Raw genomic sequence first — 21,945 nt, forward strand, 5'->3', positions numbered from 1 at the left:
CCGCTTTACAAGCATCCTTAACCGCTATTGACTTAATTTGGTAAGGTACTGACTTACAAAAGTCTGGCAATGAATTCAAAATACCTGTTTTAATTGCCTTCCAATTTGCCTTAGTATCAGGTTCTTGCAGGTATTTAACGGTGGTGTTAAAAACAAGTCTTGACACTCCAAACCACTGTCTAACGAGATTTCTTTGAGATGCTGTTAGGTATATCCGGATCTTCAGAGATCTTTTTCCCGTATTTTCTGAGTCCGTGCATTCGGCAACTAAAGACGTGAATGATGGAGAGAAGATAGGCGGTGAGTATGACGCTGGCGCGTCACGCTTCGCGAACAGTTTCCGGGCAGTGAACAGTGTTGTCCAGAACCACGATTTTTCCACCGTTATGTTTGACCATCCATTCAATAAGCTCGAATCCGAACCTAGCAAGTCTGTCGGGACAGGCAACAATAAGCGTGAACTGGTCGCCTCGCATAAGTCGTTCCAGTAAGGTTTGAAGACCTTTTCGCTTAAAGTTGAGTCCAGAGCCGATGTCTTTGATGATTTCGGCTTGTGGGAAGACGGACACCATGTAAGCAACTTGTCTATCCAAGTCGTCGAGCTGTTTTGTCTTGCTCTTTTTTGTTTTCCGTCAAAAGTGCCACGCTATTTCAGTGGAATTTTCACGATATCGGTGGATTCTCAACCTGAAAGCTAGTTTAAATATATCACAAGTTTGTTGGTCGAAATTCATCGAAGGAGCCGACCTTGCTGGTACAGCGCGAGCCTTCTTTCGACATTAAAGGTAAGTGAAGTAGGGAACAGTTTTTACAGGCAATTTTGCAATCATGCAAGAGGTAACAACAGTTTTTTCCCGACTCCCTCATCTTCCCGGGAACCCCATTCCCCCATTCCCTGTCCCCTGTCCTCTGTCCCCTGTTCCCTATTGCCTGTTTTTTGATTGGCTTTGGTGAGATTCTGTAATATTATGTAATAGACATTTTAAGAATTAACGACTCCTCCAGGTTAAGCTATGAGCGAGCAAGCTACTGAAGTCCAACCGCTAGATCAATACGAATGTAGAGCCTGCGGTTACGTTTACGAGCCAAACAAAGGGAGTTCAATGGGAAAAGTTGCAGTTCCGGCTGGAACTCCTTTTGAAGAACTACCCGGGGGCTGGCGTTGTCCAGTCTGTGGGGCGCCAAGAAGTCAGTTTGCCAATATTGGATCAAAAGAGGGGCCTTCGGGGTTCAAAGAAAATTTGAATTATGGCTTAGGAGTCAATACCCTCAGTTCTCAACAGAAAAATTTACTGATCTTTGGCGGACTTGCTTTAGGTTTTCTGTTCTTTATGAGCTTATATGCTTTGAAATAAAAGCGATTTGAATTGATCTAAAACCCATGAGTTTAATGAAATTTTTGCGAAAAATTCTAATTGTATTTGCCGTTCTTCTGCTTTGCACCAGTTGTAAATTTCTGCCCGTAATAAGTTATAACCCCTGGGAAGTCGTTCCCGCAGCAACCGATGCCAACTTATTTGATGTGGCTTTTTCAGAAACAGACCCGAATCATGGTTGGGTTGTTGGCAGTAATGCCACCCTTTTAGAAACAACCGACGGGGGTAAAACTTGGGAAACCAAAGCCCTAGATTTAGGCGAAGAAAAAGCTCGTTTAGCTTCAGTCAGTTTCTCCGGTTCTGAAGGTTGGGTTGTCGGTGAACCTTCCGTTTTATTACATACCACCGATGATGGCAACTCTTGGACTCGTATTCAACTCAGTTCAAAACTTCCCGGTGCGCCCTATAATATTGTTGCACTCGGCCCGCAGTCGGCCGAAATGACCACCGATATCGGTGCGATTTATGCCACAGAAGACGGGGGAACAAACTGGAAAGCTCTAGTCGAAGAAGCGGTTGGGGTTGTTCGTAGTATTGCCCGTTCCTCTGAGGGTGAATATATGACCGTATCCGCCAAGGGAAATTTCTACTCCACCTGGACACCGGGCGAAAAAGCTTGGCAACCTCATAACCGTTATAGCTCTAAACGGTTAGAAAATATTGGTTTTGGTGAAGATGGTCGTTTGTGGATGATCGCCCGTGGCGGTGAACTGCGGTTCGCTGACCCGGAAAATCCCGAAGAATGGAGTGAAGTGATTAAACCCGAGTATGCCACCAGTTGGGGATTATTGGATTTAGCCTATCGCACTTCCTCAGAAATTTGGGTCAGTGGCGGTAGTGGGAACTTGGTCTGTAGTTTTGATGGTGGAGAAACTTGGCTCAAAGATCGCGAAGTAGAAAATATTCCCGCGAACTTTAACCGCATTAAGTTTATCAACCCAGACAAAGGTTTTATCCTGGGTCAAAGAGGAACGCTATTAAGATATACACCGCAGTCTTCCCAAAGTGCCACTTAAACTCTAGACTAGGTTAAAGCAGATCAATGATTCGATTGGGTTGTTAGAAATTCGCCAATTTTGTATCATAATACATTGATAGGCGTTTAACACCCTGAAAAACTTTTGGAACTGAAACGCTAAGATGTCAGACTTGAGAAATGTTGGATTCCCCTCGTTTAAGAATCGGGATAAAAATAGAACCAGCCTTTGTTAAAAAGCAGAGGAAATTGGCTTTTCAACCCCACTCACAAAACGTAGTATAATTTCAAGTCTCTCATCCTTATTTGTAAACCGTTGTAATTGAGGAGAATTACGCATGGCAGGTGATACCGGAGAGCGTCCTTTTGGCGATATTATTACCAGTGTTCGTTACTGGGTGATTCATAGCATCACCATTCCCGCTTTGTTTATTGCAGGTTGGTTATTTGTCAGCACAGGCTTGGCTTATGATGCTTTTGGAACCCCCCGTCCTGATGAGTATTTCCCGACTCAAGAACGTCAAGAAATTCCGATTGTGTCTGATCGCTTTAGCGGTAAACAACAAATCGATGAATACACCGGGAAGTAGTTAAAATAAGGAGTTTAATAACATGAGTAGCAGTTCTAATCCCAATCAACCCGTAAGTTACCCAATTTTTACCGTTCGTTGGCTTGCTGTTCACACCCTGGCTGTCCCAACCGTATTTTTCTTAGGCGCGATCGCCGCAATGCAGTTTATTCAACGCTAGGAGGTTTTTATGGATCGTACTCCCAACCGGAATCGTCAGCCCGTCGAGTTAAACCGGACTTCTCTTTATCTGGGTTTACTCTTGATTTTTGTACTGGGTATTTTATTCTCCAGTTACTTCTTTAACTAAATATCGCGCCGGAGTCCCACTCCAAAAACGAGCGCGTTGGGGTTGGGATGAATTGTGCTCAAATAATCCTGTTGGCACAGAACACAAAAACGCGAAAACCAAGCGTAGAAAAATTTAGCCTGTGGAAGACGGGTGTCTGCCTGTGGACGCTGTGTAAGACCCATTTGTATCCGTACAAAAAGGCAACGGCTGATGAAGCAGGAAGCCTACACCATAGGCGAATAGCGTTGGTGATAGGTACTTCACGTCCGTAACGTTTTGAAATAAGAGGTAAAAAACCGTGTCTGGACAAGCTCGAATTCCGTTGTGGTTAGTAGCCACCGTTGCTGGAACTGGTGTTTTAGTCGTTGTTGGTATCTTCTTCTACGGTTCTTACGTGGGTGTTGGTTCAGCAATGTAAGACAGAAGCCATCTCTTGGCTAATGAGAAACAGAATCTTGGTTTGTATTTAGATCTCTAAAATCCCACTCGACACCGAGCGGGATTTTGAGTTTTTGATGGAGAATTGGTTTTAACTGGGTTCCGGTAAAGGGGCTGCATCTCGTTCCGCGATCGCCCTTCGTAAAGCATAACGGGGATTGAGGTTTTCTCCCGCCCAACCCGTAAACCTCCAAACAATAGCCCGACTCAGATCTCGCGCAATCCGAATACCCGATTCTGAGGGATAATCTTGGCTAGAAATCGCTACAGGTGTAAAAGCAATTCCTTGACTGCCAAAGACAACTGATGCGACGGCTGTCGCCCGAGGCATATGAAAATCTGAAGTGATCAAGTAAACATGAGAAATATCCCGTTTTTTCAAGTCTTCAACCAAAGTTGAAAAATTCGTCACCGTATCAACAGCCCGATAGTCTAGATGTACCCGCCCCAGATCAACCCCGGCTTGTTGAAAAATCTCCGTTGCGGTGCGGCGATCGACACCCGATGAAACCCAAACCTCTAAATGATCATGCTGTTTGGCAAACGAGGCCGTAAATTCTTCGCGATCTATACTTCCACCTAACATGAGAATGGCTTGAGGTTCGGGGGCTTGTTGAAGTGCTAAGGTGGAGCGAACTGTAATCACATTTGCTAAAGTTGTTAAGGCAACACCGACTGATAAGGCAGAGGTTACGCCTAGAGTTGGTAGATTGAAAGATTGAAAGAGTTGTTTGATATTCATATGACTCTTTTTAACTGACTTGCTCCCGTCAAAACAGCCTCTAAGTATTTTTAGAAATCGAGATGCACAAATTTCGCTAAACTTTTGTTAAATTCACTCACACCCTGATGCGATGAAACAGTGAGAATCAATCAGCATCAATATATAAGCTACAATCAAGACCTCAGCAGTGACTTCCCCAATAGAGAGGATAAACCCTCGCCCAAACGGGTGAAACTTCACTGGTTTGATCCATCTGTTTAAACTAATGCTGACTCGACTAAATAATTTGTGGCTACGATTCTCCATTGCTACTGTCTGTGCTAGTATTAGCACCCTCGTCTGTGTAAATTTGGCTAACGCAATTCGCTCTCCTCACAAATTCTCGACATCGGATAGCCTGCTATTAACCCCAGCACGAGAACTGGATCTCCTCTCCACCGAAATAATTGCCACAGACTCCAGTTTAGCGCAACAACTGGCAAATACCTACTTAAAACGTGAACCTGTTGCTGCTATCAATGAGAATCTCTCTCTACAACAAGGGATTAGCATACAAAAAGAATTTATTAAGATCCTTATTCCCCATTTAGGGCCTATCGTGGGTTATAAAGCCGCCCTGACAAATCCCATCGCCCAACAACGTTTCAATGTTTCTCATCCCGTGCGGGGTGTTCTCCTCAAACAGATGTTACTCGATAATGGTGCAGTTGTTTCGGCGGACTTTGGGGCTAGACCTCAATTTGAAGCCGATTTAATCGTTCGAGTCGGTAATGATAGCATTAACGAAGCCAGGACGCCCCAGGAATTGCTTGCAGGTTTAGATGCAGTGATTCCCTTTATCGAACTGCCCGATTTAGTTTATCAACCCGATGTTAAACTCAATGCAGCCGCTTTAGTCGCAATTAATGCGGGTGCGCGTTTAGGAGTTTTGGGAAAAGTGATCCCGCTTACCGCAACGCCGGACTGGGAAAAACGTTTAGGAAATTTTAAGGTTATTTTAGTTGATGAAAATGACCAGGAATTAGCCCAAGGTGAGGGTTCGGCTTTACTGGGACATCCTTTAAAAGCGGTATTATGGCTGCGGGATGATTTGAAAGCCGCAGGGATACGCCTTCAGCCCGGTGATTTGTTATCTCTGGGAACGATTACCCCGTTAATGCCAGTTCAAGCAAAAACCACCATTCGCGCCCGTTATATTGGCTTAGAAGCCAAAACTGTGGACGTTTCTGTGACCTTTTCAGAGTGAATAGTCAGAGGCAAAAGGCATGAGGCAAAAGGCAAAAGGGAAAAAACTTTTAACTGGTAAGGGTAATTCATGAATTGCCCCTACAAGACTGGTGACTGATAACTGTCTTCCGACACCTTAACGAATGATTGATTTAGAATGAGAGAGGCTAAATTCAGGGTAATACTGCGATGGATTTAATTACCGCAATTGGACTGCTGGCGGGTAGTTTAACGACAATTTCTTTTTTACCGCAAGTGATTAAAACCTGGAAAACCAAATCGACTCGTGATGTTTCCCTGCAAATGTTCGTGCTTTTTTGTTCGGGTGTATTTTTGTGGATAGTCTATGGACTTCTGATTGGGAATATTCCAATTATTGCCACCAATATTGTGACTTTTAGTTTAGCATCAATGATTCTGTTTTTCAAACTCAAATATCGTTAATCCTAACATTTTAATCACGACAGTCTATCCTTGATAACCTCTGTTAATTTTCACGGATTCATCTAAACTCGATCTAATTTTAACTTAACCTGTGAATACTTCTGTTTTCGACTCTGAACGTCTTCTGTTTACTCCGGCGACACCGGATATTAATGCCATTCCGATTATTTTTGCCTTTCCAAACCAGTATACTGTCGGAATTACCAGTTTAGGGTATCAAATTGTTTGGGCGACTTTGGCGTTGCGTTCCGATGTACAAGTTAGTCGGCTATTTACTGATATTTCTGAACCTCTACCCACCCAACCGGAATTACTCGGCTTTTCTGTATCTTGGGAACTCGATTATATCAATATTTTAGAACGATTAGAATTTCTCAATATTCCGATTCGTTCAATAAACCGAGAAGATTCTCATCCGTTAGTATTTGGAGGTGGGCCAGTTTTAACGGCAAATCCTGAACCCTTTGCTGACTTTTTTGATCTTATTTTATTGGGAGATGGAGAGGAATTATTACCCAATTTTATCACCGCCTATCAACAGGTGAGAACAGCGAACCGTCAAACCAAATTAAAACATCTTGCTCAAGTTCCCGGCGTTTATGTTCCGAGTTTGTATCAAGTCACTTACGAGAGTCCAGACGGTAAAATCACATCTATTGAACCAATTATAGCAGAAATTCCGGCAAAAGTTCACAAACAAACCTATCGCGGAAATACTTTATCTGCTTCTACAGTTGTTACCGAAAAAGCCGCCTGGGAAAATATTTTCATGGTGGAAGTGGTTCGCAGTTGTCCTGAAATGTGCCGCTTTTGTTTAGCCAGTTATCTAACATTACCGTTTAGAACCGCGAGTTTAGAAGCTTCACTCATTCCTGCTATTGAACAGGGTTTAAGCATTACGAACCGCATTGGTTTATTGGGGGCTTCTGTGACTCAACACCCAGAATTTTCTGAGTTATTAGACTATCTCAGTAAACCTCAATATGAAGATGTTAGGTTAAGTATTGCTTCAGTTAGAACGAATACAGTTACCGTTCAACTCGCAGAAACTTTAGCCAAGCGAGACACCAAAAGTTTAACCATAGCGATAGAAAGCGGAAGTGATAAAGTTCGTAAAATCATTAACAAGAAATTAGAAAACGAAGAAATTATTCAAGCCGCAATCAATGCTAAAATCGGAGGATTAAAAGCCTTAAAACTCTATGGAATGGTGGGAATTCCCGGAGAAAAACCGGAAGATTTAGAAGCAACGCTGGCTTTAATGAAACAACTCAAAAAAGCCGCTCCAGGTTTAAAATTAACCCTGGGTTGTAGTACCTTTGTTCCGAAATCTCACACGCCCTTTCAATGGTTTGGGGTGAACTCAGAAGCCGAAAAAAGACTCAAATTGTTAGAAAAAAATCTCAGAAAAGACGGGATTGATTTTCGCCCAGAAAGTTATAAATGGTCAGTCATTCAAGCCGTGATTTCTCGAGGCGATCGCCGTATCTCTCATCTGCTAGAATTAGTGAGAGACTATGGTGATTCTTTGGGCAGTTATCGACGAGCATTTAAACAGTTACGCGGACAATTACCCGAACTTGACTACTATGTTTTTGAGAATTGGCATCTTGATGATATTCTGCCTTGGCATCATCTACAAGGGCCACTTCCAGAAGCCACACTGAAAAAGCATTTAGCTGAGGCAAATTCTCACTTTCAAAAAGAGTTTAATTTGACTCAAATAACAGTATAATAAAAGTAGCCTAATCGCAGGTTATCTTCGTCGGGGAATTCTGATGATTGATTTAGGGAAATATAACCTTTTAGGGGTAAAAGTCAATGCGATTGACTATGAAAGTGCTGTCAATCACGTTATGAATGGGGCTAAAAATCAGCAATCTCTGATTGTCGCCGCTCAACCCGTTCATGGTATTATGACGGCAGTTTTAGATAAAGCTTATCGTTATCGTCTGAATCGTTTTGATTTAGTTTGCCCCGATGGTCAACCTGTGAGATGGGCTTTAAATTTACTCTACAAAACAAATCTCAAAGACCGAGTTTATGGGCCTAATTTAACATTATATATCTGTGAAAAAGCCGCCCAACAAGATACAGGTATTTTTTTATATGGTTCGACTCCCAAAGTTTTAGAAAAATTAGAATCTAATCTCATCCACAAATTTCCCCATCTGAAAATTTGCGGTTCTATTTCTCCTCCCTATCGCCCTTTAACTATCGAAGAAGATGCTGCTTTTATCCAACAAATTCAAACTTCGGAAGCCCGAATTGTCTTTGTGGGTTTAGGTTGTCCTCGTCAAGAAACTTGGGCATTTGAACATCGAGATTTGTTAAATTGTCCGATTCTTTGTGTGGGGGCGGCGTTTGATTTTCATGCAGGAAATATTCCTCAAGCCCCCAGTTGGATGCAACGAGGGGGCTTAGAATGGGCGTTTCGACTGTGGCAAGAACCCAAACGGCTTTGGAAACGATATGTTTTCCTGAACCCGCTTTATTTAATTCTATTATTTCTGCAATTTATTCGGGTACTTCCGGTTGAAAAGTGGTCAAAGTAATTAACTTTAGATGTAATTAATAAGCCCCTTTGCGTTTTAATACCACTTGAACTGTTTTCCACAAAATCTGAAAATCTAGCAACAGCGACCAGTTATTAATATACATCACATCAAGCCGAAAAGCATTCTCAAAATCAATAATATCTGAACGTCCAGAAACTTGCCACAACCCTGTAATTCCGGGTAAAACATTTTGTCGAGCAAAGTGATGAGGGGCAAATCCTTCTACATCTCGCAGAGGCAATGGACGCGGCCCTACTAAACTCATTTGACCAATCAAAACATTAATCAGTTGGGGGAGTTCATCTAAACTATATTGACGCAAAACCTTACCGACTTTTGTAATGCGAGGGTCATCTTTCATTTTAAAGAGAACACCGCCTTTAATTTCATTTTTAGCTTCCAATTCTTTCATCAATTGGTCAGCGTTAATCACCATTGTTCTAAATTTCCACACCTTAAAATGACGCCCTCGCAAACCTAAACGAGTTTGTTTGTAGAAAATCGGCCCCGGTGAGTCCAGTTTAATCAAAACTGCAATTAACAACAAAATCGGACTAGCAAAAATCACAATTAATACCGCAACTGTTAAATCAAATCCCCGTTTCACCCAGAAGTCTGTACCGACAATGGCGGGTGTTGTAAACTGAATGGTTGGCATTCGACCAATCATTTCAATTTGAGGGGATTGATAGGGAAGTTCTAAGCCCACAGGTAACACTCGTAAGTTAATTCCGGCGGTTTTTAAACTCCAGTAAAAGGACATAGAATTGGGGATGGACTGCCAAGAACAAACAAAGACTTCACCAACTTGTTGGTGTTGAATCTCTTGAAGAATAGACGGCCATTTCTTTTGTGCTTCAATCGTGGATAAATCAATTTGACCTGTGATTTTAAATTCTCGATTACTAATCAGTTTGAGTGCAATTTTTGCCGCCAAAGTATCTCTGGGTGTTCCGATGAGAAAAATCTTCCGGGTGAGTATTCCTTTGCTGCGAACTTTTATTACTGCTAACTCAAGCACAAACCGACCGAATAACACAAAAACAACGCTAAAAAACCAAGCCAGTAAGAAAAGAGATCGAGAAAGAAATATACCCGGTTTATACAGAAAAGCTAGTACAATGAAAATAATTTGCGCTAAAGTCAAACAACTGACTAAACGCAAAAAGCGACGACGAGTATCACGGCGACTATAAAGCCCTGCTGAGGCGATAATACTAATTGTCATCGCTAAAATGAGCAGCAGATAACCCGGTTTTTCAGGAGAGGAACCAATCAGATCAAAAGATTCTACACTCTGAAAATTTTTGTTACTAATAACAACCCATTTAGCAGTCAACCATCCCAGTGAAATAAAAGTGGCATCAAAGAGTAAAAGAATCAGATTTCGGACGAACGCAACGGCTGCGCCTTTGTCAAGATGAACTAAAATACTGGGAGCGCGTTGATCGTTAAATTGAGTGTTGTCAACTTTAGGATCATTTTTCTTTTCAGGGTTCGGCACATTTTTTAGCATTGTTTTGTCACTCGGGTTTAAAATTCATACAATTCAAATAAAGTTGCTCTCAAAATGAGAAATTTACTTGTCTCGTTCCGCAAAGAACAATTGATAAAACTGATAATATATCTACTCGTTGAAAATGCAACCCTGATGAAATTAACGAACCAAGAGAATCAATAGATCAGAATTGGAGTTTAGATAAACTCTAGCAAGCTCTAGTCGAGTTAAACTGTCAAATCAATAACTAAAGCGTTTTTTTCAAGAAAAAATAGAAAATATTTCAGGTCATCTCTGTACAGAACATTGACTCCGATCTCTAATATTTAGACTTGAGATTGTTTCCGGTAATCTTGTGAAGCTCATCGAGAGTTTAAATCGTGAAAATCTGTTGATATCTGTCTCGAATTCAGTGATCAACAATGGAACATCATCTGCTATCGAAAACTGATATAACACGGTACAAACCGTATTAAAGTTTCGTTCCTGCTTCATCTCGGACTGTCGGCAGTACCCGATCGACAGGCTCAAACCGAATAGCCTTCGGCGTAATGTTCGCGCATTGAGGCTTGCGTTCAAGTCGCGGCCGATTGATATGTGGCAAGCTTCACAGTTGAAAACTCGTTCTTTAAGCGGCATTTCTTGAACATGACCGCAGCTTGAACAAGTCTTAGATTATGGATAAAATCGTAAAGCTATCGTTTCTGCCTTTTTTCTTGAATTTAGGATGTTTGGCAACGCCTTGAAAAAAGCGACTGAAAGCTTCCCCTAAGTGCATGAAAGCAAATTGATAAACTCTAGAACTTAGCGTTGACTGCCAGGGATAGTTTGGCTTAATGTGATTGGTGTAGAACTTTTTTAGCTTATTCGTTGAAGGTTTTAAACCCTGTTTGTAAGCTTCATTCCACATCGCCAAAGCCCAATTCCAGACCCACCTAGAATATCCGGCGTGGGTCGCCATTAAGGTTCTTTGACGGTTGTTAAGTTTGAGTTGGGTTTGAAAGGCTCGTTGCATAGATCTATTATCTGATCTTACAGATAGTACCGTTTTGTACCATAAATCGTCTACTAAGTTACTTCTCCCTAACTGGGGATGGGGGTTTTCCCACAATTCCCCAATCTGATCGCAAATCTATCATACCAAATCCGGGTGAATTTCCCACTCTTTCTAAGATTATTTAACACAGCTTTAACGATGAACAATTGCCCATCTTTATTGTCAAAATATAAATAAGTTTAATTTTTTGTTAACTCTTGTCGCAATCGGTAAACAATTGTATCGCGGTCAACTTGGTTAATAATCTCTTGAATCACCGTATCAATACCCGATTCTCCCCAAGTACAGCCTTGCTCAAGATAAACCTGAGCCGCTCGACCCACCGTATAAGTTCCATAGGCGGAAATTGAAGCTTGAGTGAAAGCAACACCCGCATAAGTCGAAATATCCGTCGCTAATCCCGCCGCACTTTTACCGAATCCTAATATTGCACCGCTTCCCCATTCCGCCAGAATCATTCCCCCCGCACTTAATAGAATTTTTTGTAATAGCTTACTGGCTTGATAATTGGTAATGGGTAAACCATATAAACGAGCCAAAGACCGAATTAAAATTAAATCACTGATCGCCGTCGCCAACACATCAATAACTGCAATCGGATTAATCGCGATCGCGATCGCTTTATACTTCGTAAACTGCCAAATTAACGCCTCCGCTTCGGTTTGTTGAAGTTGAATTGTTTGATGAGCAATCTGTTTTTCCGCCTCTCGCGCCTGAACCAACGCATTTAACGCCAAAAGCGATCGCCCTTCTTGATAGAGAATATTAATAATCGTTTGTTTCAACTCATCAATTTGAGGCGGAGGAGTCTCCCATTCCTCAGTCACCCGACCATCAGGCCATTCCACCCGAACTTGAACCGCAGCAGGAACCGCCGCCACTCGCACCACCTCCACTAGAGAACTATCAGCAGGTTGAAATTCTCCCTGGGAGTTCAATTCCCAATCCGAAAACTCCAGATTCAGCCCATCAGTAGTCGTCAACCGTTGTAAATTCTGGTAAATAGCCTGCTGTTCTGCGTCCGTGTACAGGTCAATCTTATTAAAAACAACAATCAGAGGTTTTTGAGCCTTTCGCAACTCACAGAGCGCTTCATACTCCGTGCGAGTCAGATCACCCGATACCACAAACAAGATCAAATCCGCCTGACGAGTCACCTCACGCGCCATTTCACCCCGAACTTGACCCCCCACCTCATCGAGTCCTGGCGTATCAATTAATTCCACCGCAATGCTGTCTCGTTGATCATCATAGCGAGAAGGAACCGTCCACCGGACTGATCGCGGCCATTGCGTCACCCCGTTCAGTGGGCCTGTTTGTAGAACAGTCTCCCCCAAAAGCGCATTCAAAACCGCAGACTTTCCCCGACTCACCAAGCCAAAAACCGCAATTCGCACTAAACCGCCATCCAGTTTCTCTAAACTCCCAGCCAAAACATCCAACTGAGTTTTCAGAGTCGCTTGCAATTGAGGGGGGTTTTGTCGTTGGCGTCGTTTGTGAGAATAGCGAATCATCGCCTGTCGTAAACTGCTACGAGCGCGGTTGAGATCCCAGGAGTCGAGGGAGTCAGAGGAAGTCATAATTATTTAACAATATCTTCTAGGGCAGGTTTAACGGTGGGATATTGATAGTCAAAATGGTAAGAGAGCGTTCGCTTGGGGATAACTTGTTGACCTTCAAGAACCAACTGCGCCGAATCCCCTAACAGCGCTTCTAAGGCAAAATCCGGTACAGGGAGCCAAGAAGGACGGTGTAGAACCTCTCCCAAACTGTGACAGAGTTGTTCCATGCGAACCGGGTTAGGAGCGGTACCATTAACCACACCTTCAACTTCAGAGTGAGTCAGAGCAAAAATGATCAAATTCACTAAATCATCCCGATGAATCCAAGAAAACCACTGTTTCCCCGATCCGATTGGGCCTCCAGCAAACAGTTTAAACGGGGTTAGCATTTTAGCCAATGCGCCGCCCATCCCCAAAACAATCCCGGTACGGACAATCACCAGCCGAGTTCCGGCTTCTGTGACCTTTTGAGCGGCTGATTCCCAAGCTTTACACACCTGCGCGAGAAAATCATCTCCTGGCGGACTCATTTCATCAAACTTCGCTGTTTCGCTGGTTCCGTAATAGCCAATCGCCGAAGCATTCACCAAAACAGAGGGTTTAGAATCGGCTTGTAAAATCGCTTCGACGAGTTTTTCGGTACCTTGGGCGCGACTATTGATAATTTCCTGTTTGCGTTGGGCAGTCCAGCGCCCCTCGGCGATCGAAGCGCCCGCTAAATTAACCACACCCTGACAATTTGCGATCGCCTGTTGCCAAGATCCTGATTCTGTGGGAGTATAACCGACAATTTCTAAGCGGGGATAGGCAGAATTCGGAAAAATCCGCCTTCCGCGTTCCGGGTTGCGGGTCAGCACTAGCACCTGATGTCCCTCTTGATGCAGTCGCTCGACGAGGCGAGTTCCTACAAATCCTGTTGCTCCAGTAATTGCTACTTTCATCAAATTTTAACTGCTGAGTGAGCGGGTTCAGACTTGATCGGTGATCAACTCCAAACTCGTTTTTGATTATACCGAGCCGCAAGACGACTCTATCCTCTGTTGTCAATTCCTCCCAACTCAGACACAATTAAAACATTGGCTCTCAAGAGCGTTATACCCTGATCAGTGACCAGTGAACAGCGCTAACCTTGCGACGGGGGCGCAATAGTCGTGATCCGAAGTTTGCAAGAGAGTGAGGCGGGTTCAGCAACAGATGTATGTCTTGCCACAAAAAACTGATATAAACCCGCCCTCAGTGATAGTGACCCGTTTTTTTAGGGGTTAGGGTTTAACACACCATTCCCCATTCTCCAACACCTGACTTCTGAACTCGGTGAACTCGAAAAAATGCCACTTAAGAAACTTAACTTATTAGCTGGAGCGGCTGCTATCGTCTCTATAGGTGCTTTGACGAGTCTGCTTTATCTCAAAAGCATGGGAGTTCGAGCTTATAGTTTAGCCGAAAGTGCCAAACTCGTCCCCGATGAAGCAATGATGGCAACCTTTATCTCACCGACCCCCGAGGCGATCGCTCACCTGAAACAGTTCGGCACACCAGAAACCCGAACCTGGATCACTCAAAGTTTAACCACCTTCAAACAACAAAGTCTAGCAGGGACGAGCCTCAATTTTGAGCGAGATCTCCAGCCTTGGATGGGGGGAGTCATGGTTGCCCTTCTACCCGCCCAAGAGGGACAGGAAATAGAAGATTTTAATCTTCTGATGGTTGTGGGTATCAAGAACCCGATTAAAGCTTGGCATTTTTCCCGCAAGTTTAACGCCACCGCCAACATTAAGCGTCAACAACGAGAGTATAGAGGCGTCGAGATTATTGAATATACCGAGCCTGGAGGTAAGCGTTACAATGTTGCTTTACTCAACTCTCATCTGGTGGTTGCGGCTGACCCTACAGCGATCGAACGAGCCATAGAGACTACAAAAGGTGAGCCAGCCCTTGCTAGTTTAACCGGAACAGAGCAGACGTTTTTAAACAGTGTTGATGTTCCTTATCCGATTGCTACCCTTTATATTGCAGAATATCCCAGGTTGATTGAGCAGATCACCCGGGATTTTTCTAGTTCTTCCCCACTATCAATGCAGGTTTTATCCCAACTCAAGCCCATTGAGTCTGTTGTTGTCGGTATTGGGGTGGATCAAGACGGAATTCGTCTCAAAGCCACAACTCAACTCAATGATCGCGCCCTTCAGCCCTCTGATCAACCTCAGCTTGACTCCCTGGTGACTCGATTTCCGGCTGATACCATCGGATTGATTCAAACTCAAGGTATTCAGCAAGTTTGGTCAGAAATTGTTACCTTAGCCGAGGAAAATAGGGATCTCAATCGATGGGTTATACAAATCAGACGGGGACTCAATGCCATTAATTTAGATGCGGATCAAGATGTTTTTGGCTGGATGGATGGTGAATTTGCTTTGGGTTTGATCGCTTCAGAAGAAGGGGTGCTAGCCGCTTTGGGGTTGGGTGGCGTTTTGTTACTCGAAACGAGCGATCGCCCCGCCGCCGAGAAAATGCTGACTCAACTCGATACCGTTGTCGCTCGAAGCAATCCTCCGGTGAATGTTGAACAACGAGCGATCGGGGAAATCCAAGTCACGGAATGGAAAGATCCTCGACAAGGGACTTTGTTTGGACATGGTTGGCTGCGATCCAATTTGGTGTTTATTGCCTTTGGAGGGCCTGTTGTTGAAGCGATCGCCACCGAACCTCAAAAACCCCTTCAGACTAATCCTCGCTTTCAGACTGTGACTCAATCCTTACCCCAGCCCAACCATAGTTATGTCTATCTTGATATCGAAAAGCTAGTCACTTGGGCGACAGGTTATCTGATCGCCGCCCCCGCTATAGCCGTTCAACCCAATGCAATCGCCGTGTTAAATTCAGTTCAGGGGTTGGGTATCAGTGCAACTCGTCTGGATCAAGAAACGGCTAGAGTAGAAATGATTTTAACCCTTAAACCCAAAAGAAACTGATCTTTGACTCACCAATGCTCGGATGTTCGTCTCAACGAGGTTGAGCAATCAGAGTCAAAATAAAGGTTTGAGGATAATCTTGAAAAAGCTAGTTTTAATTAAACTAGACTTCGATGATCTACCTTGAAGAATTGAAGAAGACCATGCGTATTTTGATCTACTCCTATAACTACCATCCAGAACCGATTGGCATTGCCCCTTTAATGACTGAGTTAGCTGAGGGTTTAGTTGCAAAAGGTCACGAAGTTCGGGTTGTGACCGGAATGCCCAACTACCCCCAACGTCGCATTTATGATGAATACCGGGGAAAATCTTATGTTACGGAACAGAAAAATGGGGTGACAATTCAACGCAGTTATATTTTTGTGCGAGGCCCAGAACCGGGTGTGCTTGATCGCATTTTACTGGATGGGAGTTTTATTTTTACCAGTTTATTTCAAGCGATTAATGGTTGGCGACCGGATGTAATTTTTGCCACTGAACCTCCTTTATTGGTTTGTGTTCCTGTGGCTCTTTACGCTTGGGTTAATCGCTGTCCTTTTGTGTTAAATATTCAAGATATCGTCTCAGAAGCGGCTGTGCGGGTTAATCTGCTCAAAAAAGGTGGGCCTCTGGTTGGAATTGCTGAAAAGTTAGAAAAATTTGCCTATTGGCGAGCAGACCAACTGAGTGTCATTGCTACCGGATTTATTGATTCGTTAGAACGACAAGGGGTTCACCCTCAGAAAATTACCTATATTCCCAATTGGGTTGATACGAATTTTATTCGACCTTTACCGAAAGAAAATAACCCGTTCCGACAAGCTCACCAGCTTCAAGATAAATTTGTTGTGTTGTATTCGGGTAATATTGCCCTAACTCAAGGTTTAGAAACAGTAATTCAAGCGGCGGCACAGTTACAATATATTCCTGAAATTGTCTTTGTAATTGTCGGTGAAGCCAGTGCTTTGGTTCATTTACAGGATTATTGTGAGACTTATAATGCTCATAATGTTCGGTTGCTGCCGTTTGAACCTCGGGAAAAATTGCCGGAGATGCTATCGGCTGCTGATGTGGGATTAGTGGTTCAAAAAAGTCAAGTAACGGTTTTTAATCTGCCTTCAAAAATACCTGTTCTATTGGCGAGTGGATGTGCGATTGTTGCTTCAGTTCCTGATAGCGGAACGGCGAAAGAAGCGGTTGAAAATAGTGGGGCGGGTCTAGTGGTTCCTCCTGAAGATGCAGAGGCACTAGCAGCGAGTTTATTAGAACTGTATCACGACCCCGAGAGAGTTAAATTCTTAGGTCAACAAGGTCGTCAATATGCCGAGGAATTCTTCTCTTTTGAGCAAGCTTTGAAACAGTATGAAGCCTTATTCTCTCAGGTGATTTCTGCGGGAAAACTACAACGATACAATGAGTCGAAAAGTAACAATTTAAACCAAAATTGAGAAGCCAGAATTGCTAAAATTTAACGATTATTATGACCTCAACAGAATCTCAGCCGATGACTTATCCCTTGATCGATCTTCACTTGCGAGAACAAGTGTTAAACTGGTTGTCTGATCAGGTGCCACGCTCTCGGATCGAACATATTCTCAGGGTTGAACAAATGGCAATTGATTTAGCGATTCAGCATCAGCTTAATGTGGCGATCGCTCAAATTGCAGGTTTAATGCACGATTTAGCCAAGTATTTTCAGCCACAAGTGCTATTAAAAATGGCGATCGCAGAGGGAGTAGAATTGGATGAGATTTTGGAGAGTCATCCTCATTTATTACACGCCGATATTAGTGCCGTTGTTGCGAGAAAAGAATTTGGTATTGAAGATCAAGAGGTTTTAGACGCGATCGCCAACCATACCCTGGGAAAACCTCAGTTGAGTCCTCTATCTTGTGTCGTTTTTCTGGCTGATACTCTAGAACCAGGTCGAGGGGATACAGCCGAACTGCAAGCGCTCAGATCCCTTTGTAATGAGAACTTGTATCATGCTGTCTGGAAAACCTGTGATTACACGCTAGCTTATCTGATGAAAACCTGCCGAGTTGTTCATCCGCGAATAATCTTAACTCGCAACTGGGCATTACAAACCTATCAGGGGCGTTAGAAAGCCCTGAAGTTGCATTCTAGGTAGCTGTGATCACATCAAACATTAAGTTTCAGATCAACCCTCACCCCGAACTCTAAAATCGACTGCTACAATATCTAAACAAACACTCAGATTCTGTCTGGGAGGCTATCTAGTTGCACAAAAGCTGAAAGAACTTAATGCTAAATCACGCCAAAGCCGAATACTATACTCGGCAAACGACTGCCCCTGATCTAGAGATAGACGACGAACGGACTCTAGAAACAGTCCGACTGGTCGCTCTAGCAGCCGAAGACCGGAAAGCCGAAGAGATTACCGTGCTGAAGGTTTCAGAAATTTCCTACCTTGCAGACTACTTCGTGATCGTCACCGGCTTTTCTACTGTTCAAGTTCGAGCAATTTATCAAGCGATCGCCAAGCAGGTTGAACAGGACACTCAACGAGTTCCTCTCAGTATTGAAGGACAACGAGAAGGAACATGGATTTTGATGGATTATGGAGATGTAATTGTCCATATCATGCTCCCCGAAGAGCGAGAGTTCTACAGTTTAGAAGCCTTCTGGGGTCATGCTGAACGGATCGATGTGTTGACGCTCCTGTAAATTTAACGATTAGGCAAACTGAGAAGGAGCAGTAACTTAGTAGACGATTTATGGTACAACACGGTACTATCTGTAAGATCAGATAATAGATCTATGCAACGAGCCTTCAAGACCCAACTCAAACTTAATAACCGTCAAAAGACCTTAATGGCTAAACACGCGGGATATTCTAGGTGGGTCTGGAATTGGGCCTTAGCGATGTGGAATGAAGCTTACAAGCAGGGTTTAAAACCTTCAACGAATAAGCTAAAAAAGTTCTACACCAATCACATTAAGCCCAACTATCCCTGGCAGTCAACGCTAAGTTCTAGAGTTTATCAATTTGCTTTCATGCACTTGGGAGAAGCATTTAGCCGATTTTTTCAAGGCATTGCCAAACATCCTAAGTTCAAGAAAAAAGGCAGAAATGATAGCTTTACTTTAGATAATTGTGGCAAAGTAATGAGGTTTTCAGGGAGGAAATTGAAGCTTCCTTTTATTGGATGGATATTCACTTATGAACCCCTACCTGAAATCAACACAAAGCGAGTCACAATTAGTCGAGTAGCTGATTCTTGGTATCTGTCTGTAGCCTACGAATTTGAACCAGAACAGACTGTTAAATCAAGAGAATACCTGGGTGTTGATGTTGGGGTTAAGGTATTAGCGACCTGTTCAGATGGTACTGTTTTTGCAAATCCCAGAGCTTACAAAAAAGCACAGAAAAATCTGGCTCGACTTCAGCGCGAACTCTCGAGAAAACAGAAGGGTTCTAACAACAGGAATCAAGCTAGACTGAGACTTGCAAAAGCACATCAAAGAGTGGCTAACATTCGCAAAGATACAATTCACAAACTAACCTCATGGCTATGCAAAAACCACGCAGTTATCGGGTTAGAAGACTTGAATGTTTCTGGGATGATGAAAAATCATAAATTAGCGGGTGCTATTGCCGATTCTGCTCTTTATGAAATTCGCCGCCAAGTCGAGTATAAGTCCGAGTGGTACGGCTCAGTAGTAGTTTTTGCTGACAGATTTTATCCGTCAACTAAGACTTGTTCAAGTTGCGGTCACGTTCAAGAAATGCCACTGAAAGAACGAGTTTTTAACTGTAATAATTGCGGTGTAAGCGTTGACCGTGATTTAAATGCCAGCCTAAATTTAGAAGGTTATGCCGAGGGCTTCTCGGTTTATTTGCCTGTCTGACCGGGTGCTGCCGACAGTCCGGGGTGATGCAGGAAGTAAACATTAACACGGTTTGTACCGCGTTATATCAGTTTTATAAAGCAGTATGAAAAACTTCCAATTTTGATCAACGGTTACAGTCGGCTCCGTCGTTCTACGATGAAGTGATCTGTGACTCCCCAATTCAAAAAAAAGTAGTTATGAGAGATGTGTCTATTTCAGTTTGCCCAGTTCCCCCAGAACAGCGCCCTGTCAATGAATATCAAGAATTGCAAGAGTCTTGGTTTTTTAGCTGGGTCACTCTTGAATGGCATCAATATCTGAGAAAATTGGCTTGGGTCTGGGGCTGGAGTTGGTTAATATTCGGGCCAGTAGCCGCCGCGAGTTTCCCCCCTCAAAAGGCAATGGTGCAGTTTCTAGTCAGTGGGGGAGCCGGAGCGACTTTGATGTTAACCTTGGTGGTGACTCGATTATATTTAGGTTGGTCTTACGTGCGATCGCGGCTTACGAGTACAAGTATTTGTTATGAAGAGTCAGGCTGGTATGATGGACAAACTTGGCAGAAAACTCCTGAATTTCAGGCTCAAGATCTGCTGATTTTATCCTATCAAGTGCAACCTCTACTCAAACGACTACGACGTACTTTTTATGGTTTAGCCTTGTTCGTCGCGGTAGATGGATTAATTTGGTTGTGTTTGTAATTGCAGTCAAATCAGCCATAAACTATCTGTGGCCAACAATTAAACCCCTGAGCGAGTCGTCTGATCCCGGCAATGTATACTAATACTTCATTCAAAACTCACACTGTCATGACAAGGGCAAAACGAACACAGTCGGCGGAACTAGAAGTTAGACTCTTACGGGAAGGAATCTGTGAGTCTATCCATCGCATTCAAGCCACAGTTTGCGATACTCGCGGGCGAGTGCTATCGGTAGCCGGAAGTGCAGAGACAGGAACGTTTGTGCGTTCAGCCCTCAAGCCGTTCCAAGCTTTAGCCGTGACTAACACGGGTACACTCGAACGCTATGATTTAACGGATGTCGATCTGGCGATTATTTGTAGTTCTCATCAAGGGACCATCGGACAAGCCCGACGAGCTTTTAATATTCTCTGGCATTGTGATGTTGATCCGGTTTATCTTCAATGTCCGACTCCCAAAGACAAACGGAGTCCTCTACAACATGGATGTTCGGGTAAACACGCGGGAATGTTGGCAGTCTGTCGTCAACGCCATTGGCCTTTAGAAACCTATTTACAGCCTAAACATCCGGTACAACAACTGATTCTCGGTAAAGTGGCTGAGATGCTAAAAATGCCACCCGATGAAATCATAGTAGCGAAAGATGACTGCGGCGCACCGACTTATTATCTGGAATTGGGTCAAATTGCGACTTTGTATGCTCAGTTGGCATCTGGGGATAATCTGGATATGGAACGGATTGTCCGCTCGATGACACATCACCCTGAAATGGTGGCTGGAGAAGGGCATTTAGATACGGAATTGATGCGGATGACTCAAGGTGAACTGGTGAGTAAATCCGGTGCTGAAGGGGTTCAGTGTATTGGTCGCATTGGCGAGGGGATGGGTTTAGCGATTAAGGTCATTGATGGGGCGAAACGCGCTAAATATGCGGTGGCGATTCAGTTATTAAAGCAGATGGGCTGGATTACGCCAACTCAGTCTGAAGCGTTATCTGAACAATTTCTAACCCTTGATGAATATAGACGCTTAGAAGTGGTGGGAGAATTGTCTATCATTTAGTGTTTTGGAATGGAAAAGGACATTAATATTCGGAATATTCGACCGAATGATTACCAACCGATTATTAGCGTCCTGAATGAATGGTGGGGAGGACGACCAATGAGTGGGATGCTTCCGAAACTCTTTTTTGTTCACTTTTGTCTAACGAGTTTTATTGCAGAAATTGATCAGGAAATCGTCGGGTTTTTGATCGGGTTTTTGTCTCAAACTTATTCAGAAGAAGCTTATATTCATTTTGTGGGAGTTCATCCAGAGTTCAGAAAAAAAGGAATAGGACGTGCATTATATGAGCAGTTTTTTCAAACGGTTCAAACATTCAGTTGTAGACGAGTGAAATGTGTAACATCTCCTTTTAATAAAAGTTCAATTGCCTATCATTTATCAATGGGATTTGAAGCAGAACCCAGTGAAATAGAAGACAATGGTATGTTCTATCATCGAGAATATGATGGTATTGGAGAAGATCGTGTGTTATTTGTCAAGCATCTATGAGTACATGAAAAGTATCTGTGTTTATTGTGGTTCAAATATTGGCGATCGCAACGACTCGAGGATGTTGATGAATATTAAAAGCTTCACCCTGCAAACTTTGCTGCTGACTGTGACTGAAAGGTTGTAGCATCACCTGATATATGTCCCCAACAGTGATGCAGTG

At 43.3% G+C, this 21,945-nt stretch carries 24 protein-coding genes and 2 pseudogenes; 18 read left to right on the top strand and 8 right to left on the bottom strand.

Annotation, left to right across the window (positions count from 1 at the left end):
• Positions 1 to 382 (bottom strand): helix-turn-helix domain-containing protein (locus VB836_RS30400; protein ID WP_323306958.1); only part of this gene is annotated, 382 nt, incomplete at its 3' end.
• A pseudogene (locus VB836_RS21900) lies at positions 321 to 605 on the bottom strand (IS607 family transposase); the annotation flags it as partial. The pseudogene VB836_RS21900 and the gene VB836_RS30400, both read right to left, overlap by 62 nt.
• Before the next feature lie 408 nt (positions 606 to 1,013).
• Here VB836_RS21900 and VB836_RS21905 point away from each other — a divergent pair.
• The 6 genes from VB836_RS21905 to VB836_RS21930 all read left to right on the top strand — a co-directional run bounded on the left by VB836_RS21905 (position 1,014) and on the right by VB836_RS21930 (position 3,631).
• Positions 1,014 to 1,355: a rubredoxin gene (locus tag VB836_RS21905; protein WP_046278839.1), complete on the top strand. Its 342-nt coding sequence runs from the start codon at positions 1,014 to 1,016 to the stop codon at positions 1,353 to 1,355.
• A gap of 26 nt (positions 1,356 to 1,381) precedes the next feature.
• Entirely contained in the window at positions 1,382 to 2,392 is a 1,011-nt protein-coding gene (locus VB836_RS21910) for a photosynthesis system II assembly factor Ycf48 (protein WP_323222522.1), read from the top strand.
• A 298-nt stretch (positions 2,393 to 2,690) separates the two neighbouring features.
• Positions 2,691 to 2,942: a cytochrome b559 subunit alpha gene (psbE, locus tag VB836_RS21915; RefSeq protein ID WP_046278841.1), complete on the top strand. Its 252-nt coding sequence runs from the start codon at positions 2,691 to 2,693 to the stop codon at positions 2,940 to 2,942.
• Between the two features lie 22 nt (positions 2,943 to 2,964).
• Complete coding sequence (gene psbF, locus VB836_RS21920; RefSeq protein WP_046278842.1) at positions 2,965 to 3,102, top strand: cytochrome b559 subunit beta; 138 nt, start codon at positions 2,965 to 2,967, stop codon at positions 3,100 to 3,102.
• A gap of 9 nt (positions 3,103 to 3,111) precedes the next feature.
• Positions 3,112 to 3,231 (top strand): photosystem II reaction center protein L, encoded by a 120-nt coding sequence (locus VB836_RS21925; protein ID WP_072075572.1) that lies wholly within the window; start codon positions 3,112 to 3,114, stop codon positions 3,229 to 3,231.
• A 280-nt stretch (positions 3,232 to 3,511) separates the two neighbouring features.
• A complete protein-coding gene (locus VB836_RS21930; protein ID WP_023064980.1) occupies positions 3,512 to 3,631 on the top strand; it encodes a photosystem II reaction center protein J in 120 nt (39 codons plus the stop codon).
• A gap of 111 nt (positions 3,632 to 3,742) precedes the next feature.
• Here VB836_RS21930 and VB836_RS21935 read toward each other — a convergent pair whose 3' ends face one another.
• Positions 3,743 to 4,393: a YdcF family protein gene (locus tag VB836_RS21935; protein ID WP_323222525.1), complete on the bottom strand. Its 651-nt coding sequence runs from the start codon at positions 4,391 to 4,393 to the stop codon at positions 3,743 to 3,745.
• Between the two features lie 247 nt (positions 4,394 to 4,640).
• Here VB836_RS21935 and VB836_RS21940 point away from each other — a divergent pair, with 247 nt between their 5' ends.
• The 4 genes from VB836_RS21940 (at position 4,641) to VB836_RS21955 (ending at position 8,601) form a co-directional block, all read left to right on the top strand.
• A complete protein-coding gene (locus VB836_RS21940) occupies positions 4,641 to 5,621 on the top strand; it encodes a 2-keto-4-pentenoate hydratase (RefSeq protein ID WP_323222526.1) in 981 nt (326 codons plus the stop codon).
• A 170-nt stretch (positions 5,622 to 5,791) separates the two neighbouring features.
• Complete coding sequence (locus tag VB836_RS21945) at positions 5,792 to 6,046, top strand: SemiSWEET transporter (RefSeq protein WP_323222528.1); 255 nt, start codon at positions 5,792 to 5,794, stop codon at positions 6,044 to 6,046.
• Between the two features lie 91 nt (positions 6,047 to 6,137).
• A complete protein-coding gene (locus tag VB836_RS21950; RefSeq protein ID WP_323222530.1) occupies positions 6,138 to 7,781 on the top strand; it encodes a B12-binding domain-containing radical SAM protein in 1,644 nt (547 codons plus the stop codon).
• A gap of 43 nt (positions 7,782 to 7,824) precedes the next feature.
• Entirely contained in the window at positions 7,825 to 8,601 is a 777-nt protein-coding gene (locus tag VB836_RS21955; RefSeq protein ID WP_323222532.1) for a WecB/TagA/CpsF family glycosyltransferase, read from the top strand.
• A gap of 16 nt (positions 8,602 to 8,617) precedes the next feature.
• Here the strand turns inward: VB836_RS21955 and VB836_RS21960 are convergent, their stop codons facing one another.
• The 5 genes and pseudogenes from VB836_RS21960 to thyD form a co-directional block, all read right to left on the bottom strand.
• On the bottom strand, positions 8,618 to 10,120 hold the full coding sequence (locus VB836_RS21960) for a sugar transferase (RefSeq protein WP_323222534.1): 1,503 nt from the start codon (positions 10,118 to 10,120) through the stop codon (positions 8,618 to 8,620).
• A gap of 270 nt (positions 10,121 to 10,390) precedes the next feature.
• Positions 10,391 to 10,741 carry a hypothetical protein gene (locus VB836_RS21965; RefSeq protein ID WP_323222537.1) on the bottom strand — a complete coding sequence of 117 codons (351 nt, stop codon included), beginning with the start codon at positions 10,739 to 10,741 and terminating at the stop codon, positions 10,391 to 10,393.
• 46 nt (positions 10,742 to 10,787) lie between these two features.
• Positions 10,788 to 11,117 (bottom strand): annotated as a pseudogene (locus VB836_RS21970) (helix-turn-helix domain-containing protein); the annotation flags it as partial.
• A 221-nt stretch (positions 11,118 to 11,338) separates the two neighbouring features.
• Positions 11,339 to 12,739, bottom strand: a complete 1,401-nt coding sequence (locus VB836_RS21975) for a DUF697 domain-containing protein (RefSeq protein WP_323222539.1) — start codon at positions 12,737 to 12,739, stop codon at positions 11,339 to 11,341.
• Positions 12,740 to 12,741: 2 nt separating this feature from the next.
• Positions 12,742 to 13,662, bottom strand: coding sequence for a thylakoid membrane protein ThyD (gene thyD, locus VB836_RS21980; protein ID WP_323222541.1), 921 nt, complete (start codon positions 13,660 to 13,662; stop codon positions 12,742 to 12,744).
• Positions 13,663 to 14,049: 387 nt separating this feature from the next.
• Here thyD and VB836_RS21985 point away from each other — a divergent pair, with 387 nt between their 5' ends.
• From VB836_RS21985 to VB836_RS22020, 8 genes are all read left to right on the top strand, one after another.
• Positions 14,050 to 15,693, top strand: a complete 1,644-nt coding sequence (locus tag VB836_RS21985; RefSeq protein WP_323222543.1) for a DUF3352 domain-containing protein — start codon at positions 14,050 to 14,052, stop codon at positions 15,691 to 15,693.
• 143 nt (positions 15,694 to 15,836) lie between these two features.
• Positions 15,837 to 17,123: a WcaI family glycosyltransferase gene (locus tag VB836_RS21990; protein WP_323222545.1), complete on the top strand. Its 1,287-nt coding sequence runs from the start codon at positions 15,837 to 15,839 to the stop codon at positions 17,121 to 17,123.
• Positions 17,124 to 17,155: 32 nt separating this feature from the next.
• On the top strand, positions 17,156 to 17,779 hold the full coding sequence (yqeK, locus tag VB836_RS21995; RefSeq protein ID WP_323222547.1) for a bis(5'-nucleosyl)-tetraphosphatase (symmetrical) YqeK: 624 nt from the start codon (positions 17,156 to 17,158) through the stop codon (positions 17,777 to 17,779).
• Positions 17,780 to 17,940: 161 nt separating this feature from the next.
• Positions 17,941 to 18,363 carry a ribosome silencing factor gene (gene rsfS, locus VB836_RS22000; protein WP_323222549.1) on the top strand — a complete coding sequence of 141 codons (423 nt, stop codon included), beginning with the start codon at positions 17,941 to 17,943 and terminating at the stop codon, positions 18,361 to 18,363.
• Positions 18,364 to 18,456: 93 nt separating this feature from the next.
• Positions 18,457 to 19,548 (top strand): RNA-guided endonuclease InsQ/TnpB family protein, encoded by a 1,092-nt coding sequence (locus tag VB836_RS22005; protein ID WP_323222551.1) that lies wholly within the window; start codon positions 18,457 to 18,459, stop codon positions 19,546 to 19,548.
• Between the two features lie 179 nt (positions 19,549 to 19,727).
• On the top strand, positions 19,728 to 20,228 hold the full coding sequence (locus tag VB836_RS22010) for a CGLD27 family protein (protein WP_046277330.1): 501 nt from the start codon (positions 19,728 to 19,730) through the stop codon (positions 20,226 to 20,228).
• Between the two features lie 108 nt (positions 20,229 to 20,336).
• Positions 20,337 to 21,290 carry an asparaginase gene (locus VB836_RS22015; protein WP_323222554.1) on the top strand — a complete coding sequence of 318 codons (954 nt, stop codon included), beginning with the start codon at positions 20,337 to 20,339 and terminating at the stop codon, positions 21,288 to 21,290.
• 9 nt (positions 21,291 to 21,299) lie between these two features.
• Positions 21,300 to 21,782, top strand: a complete 483-nt coding sequence (locus VB836_RS22020; protein ID WP_323222556.1) for a GNAT family N-acetyltransferase — start codon at positions 21,300 to 21,302, stop codon at positions 21,780 to 21,782.
• Positions 21,783 to 21,945: the final 163 nt, after the last annotated feature.

This window comes from Limnoraphis robusta BA-68 BA1, from assembly GCF_034932365.1.
Taxonomy (GTDB): Bacteria; Cyanobacteriota; Cyanobacteriia; order Cyanobacteriales; family Microcoleaceae; genus Capilliphycus; species Capilliphycus robustus.

Coding starts and splice junctions, on each gene's coding strand:
- VB836_RS21905 (WP_046278839.1), top strand. CDS start 1,014: ATGAGCGAGCAAGCTACTGAAGTCCAACCGCTAGATCAATACGAATGT.
- VB836_RS21940 (WP_323222526.1), top strand. CDS start 4,641: ATGCTGACTCGACTAAATAATTTGTGGCTACGATTCTCCATTGCTACT.
- thyD (WP_323222541.1), bottom strand. CDS start 13,662: ATGAAAGTAGCAATTACTGGAGCAACAGGATTTGTAGGAACTCGCCTC.
- psbE (WP_046278841.1), top strand. CDS start 2,691: ATGGCAGGTGATACCGGAGAGCGTCCTTTTGGCGATATTATTACCAGT.
- VB836_RS21960 (WP_323222534.1), bottom strand. CDS start 10,120: ATGCTAAAAAATGTGCCGAACCCTGAAAAGAAAAATGATCCTAAAGTT.
- psbF (WP_046278842.1), top strand. CDS start 2,965: ATGAGTAGCAGTTCTAATCCCAATCAACCCGTAAGTTACCCAATTTTT.
- rsfS (WP_323222549.1), top strand. CDS start 17,941: ATGCTAAATCACGCCAAAGCCGAATACTATACTCGGCAAACGACTGCC.
- VB836_RS22020 (WP_323222556.1), top strand. CDS start 21,300: ATGGAAAAGGACATTAATATTCGGAATATTCGACCGAATGATTACCAA.
- VB836_RS21935 (WP_323222525.1), bottom strand. CDS start 4,393: ATGAATATCAAACAACTCTTTCAATCTTTCAATCTACCAACTCTAGGC.
- VB836_RS22015 (WP_323222554.1), top strand. CDS start 20,337: ATGACAAGGGCAAAACGAACACAGTCGGCGGAACTAGAAGTTAGACTC.
- VB836_RS21925 (WP_072075572.1), top strand. CDS start 3,112: ATGGATCGTACTCCCAACCGGAATCGTCAGCCCGTCGAGTTAAACCGG.
- VB836_RS21965 (WP_323222537.1), bottom strand. CDS start 10,741: ATGCCGCTTAAAGAACGAGTTTTCAACTGTGAAGCTTGCCACATATCA.
- VB836_RS21985 (WP_323222543.1), top strand. CDS start 14,050: ATGCCACTTAAGAAACTTAACTTATTAGCTGGAGCGGCTGCTATCGTC.
- VB836_RS21945 (WP_323222528.1), top strand. CDS start 5,792: ATGGATTTAATTACCGCAATTGGACTGCTGGCGGGTAGTTTAACGACA.
- yqeK (WP_323222547.1), top strand. CDS start 17,156: ATGACCTCAACAGAATCTCAGCCGATGACTTATCCCTTGATCGATCTT.
- VB836_RS22005 (WP_323222551.1), top strand. CDS start 18,457: ATGCAACGAGCCTTCAAGACCCAACTCAAACTTAATAACCGTCAAAAG.
- VB836_RS21975 (WP_323222539.1), bottom strand. CDS start 12,739: ATGACTTCCTCTGACTCCCTCGACTCCTGGGATCTCAACCGCGCTCGT.
- VB836_RS22010 (WP_046277330.1), top strand. CDS start 19,728: ATGAGAGATGTGTCTATTTCAGTTTGCCCAGTTCCCCCAGAACAGCGC.
- VB836_RS21990 (WP_323222545.1), top strand. CDS start 15,837: ATGCGTATTTTGATCTACTCCTATAACTACCATCCAGAACCGATTGGC.
- VB836_RS21910 (WP_323222522.1), top strand. CDS start 1,382: ATGAGTTTAATGAAATTTTTGCGAAAAATTCTAATTGTATTTGCCGTT.
- VB836_RS21955 (WP_323222532.1), top strand. CDS start 7,825: ATGATTGATTTAGGGAAATATAACCTTTTAGGGGTAAAAGTCAATGCG.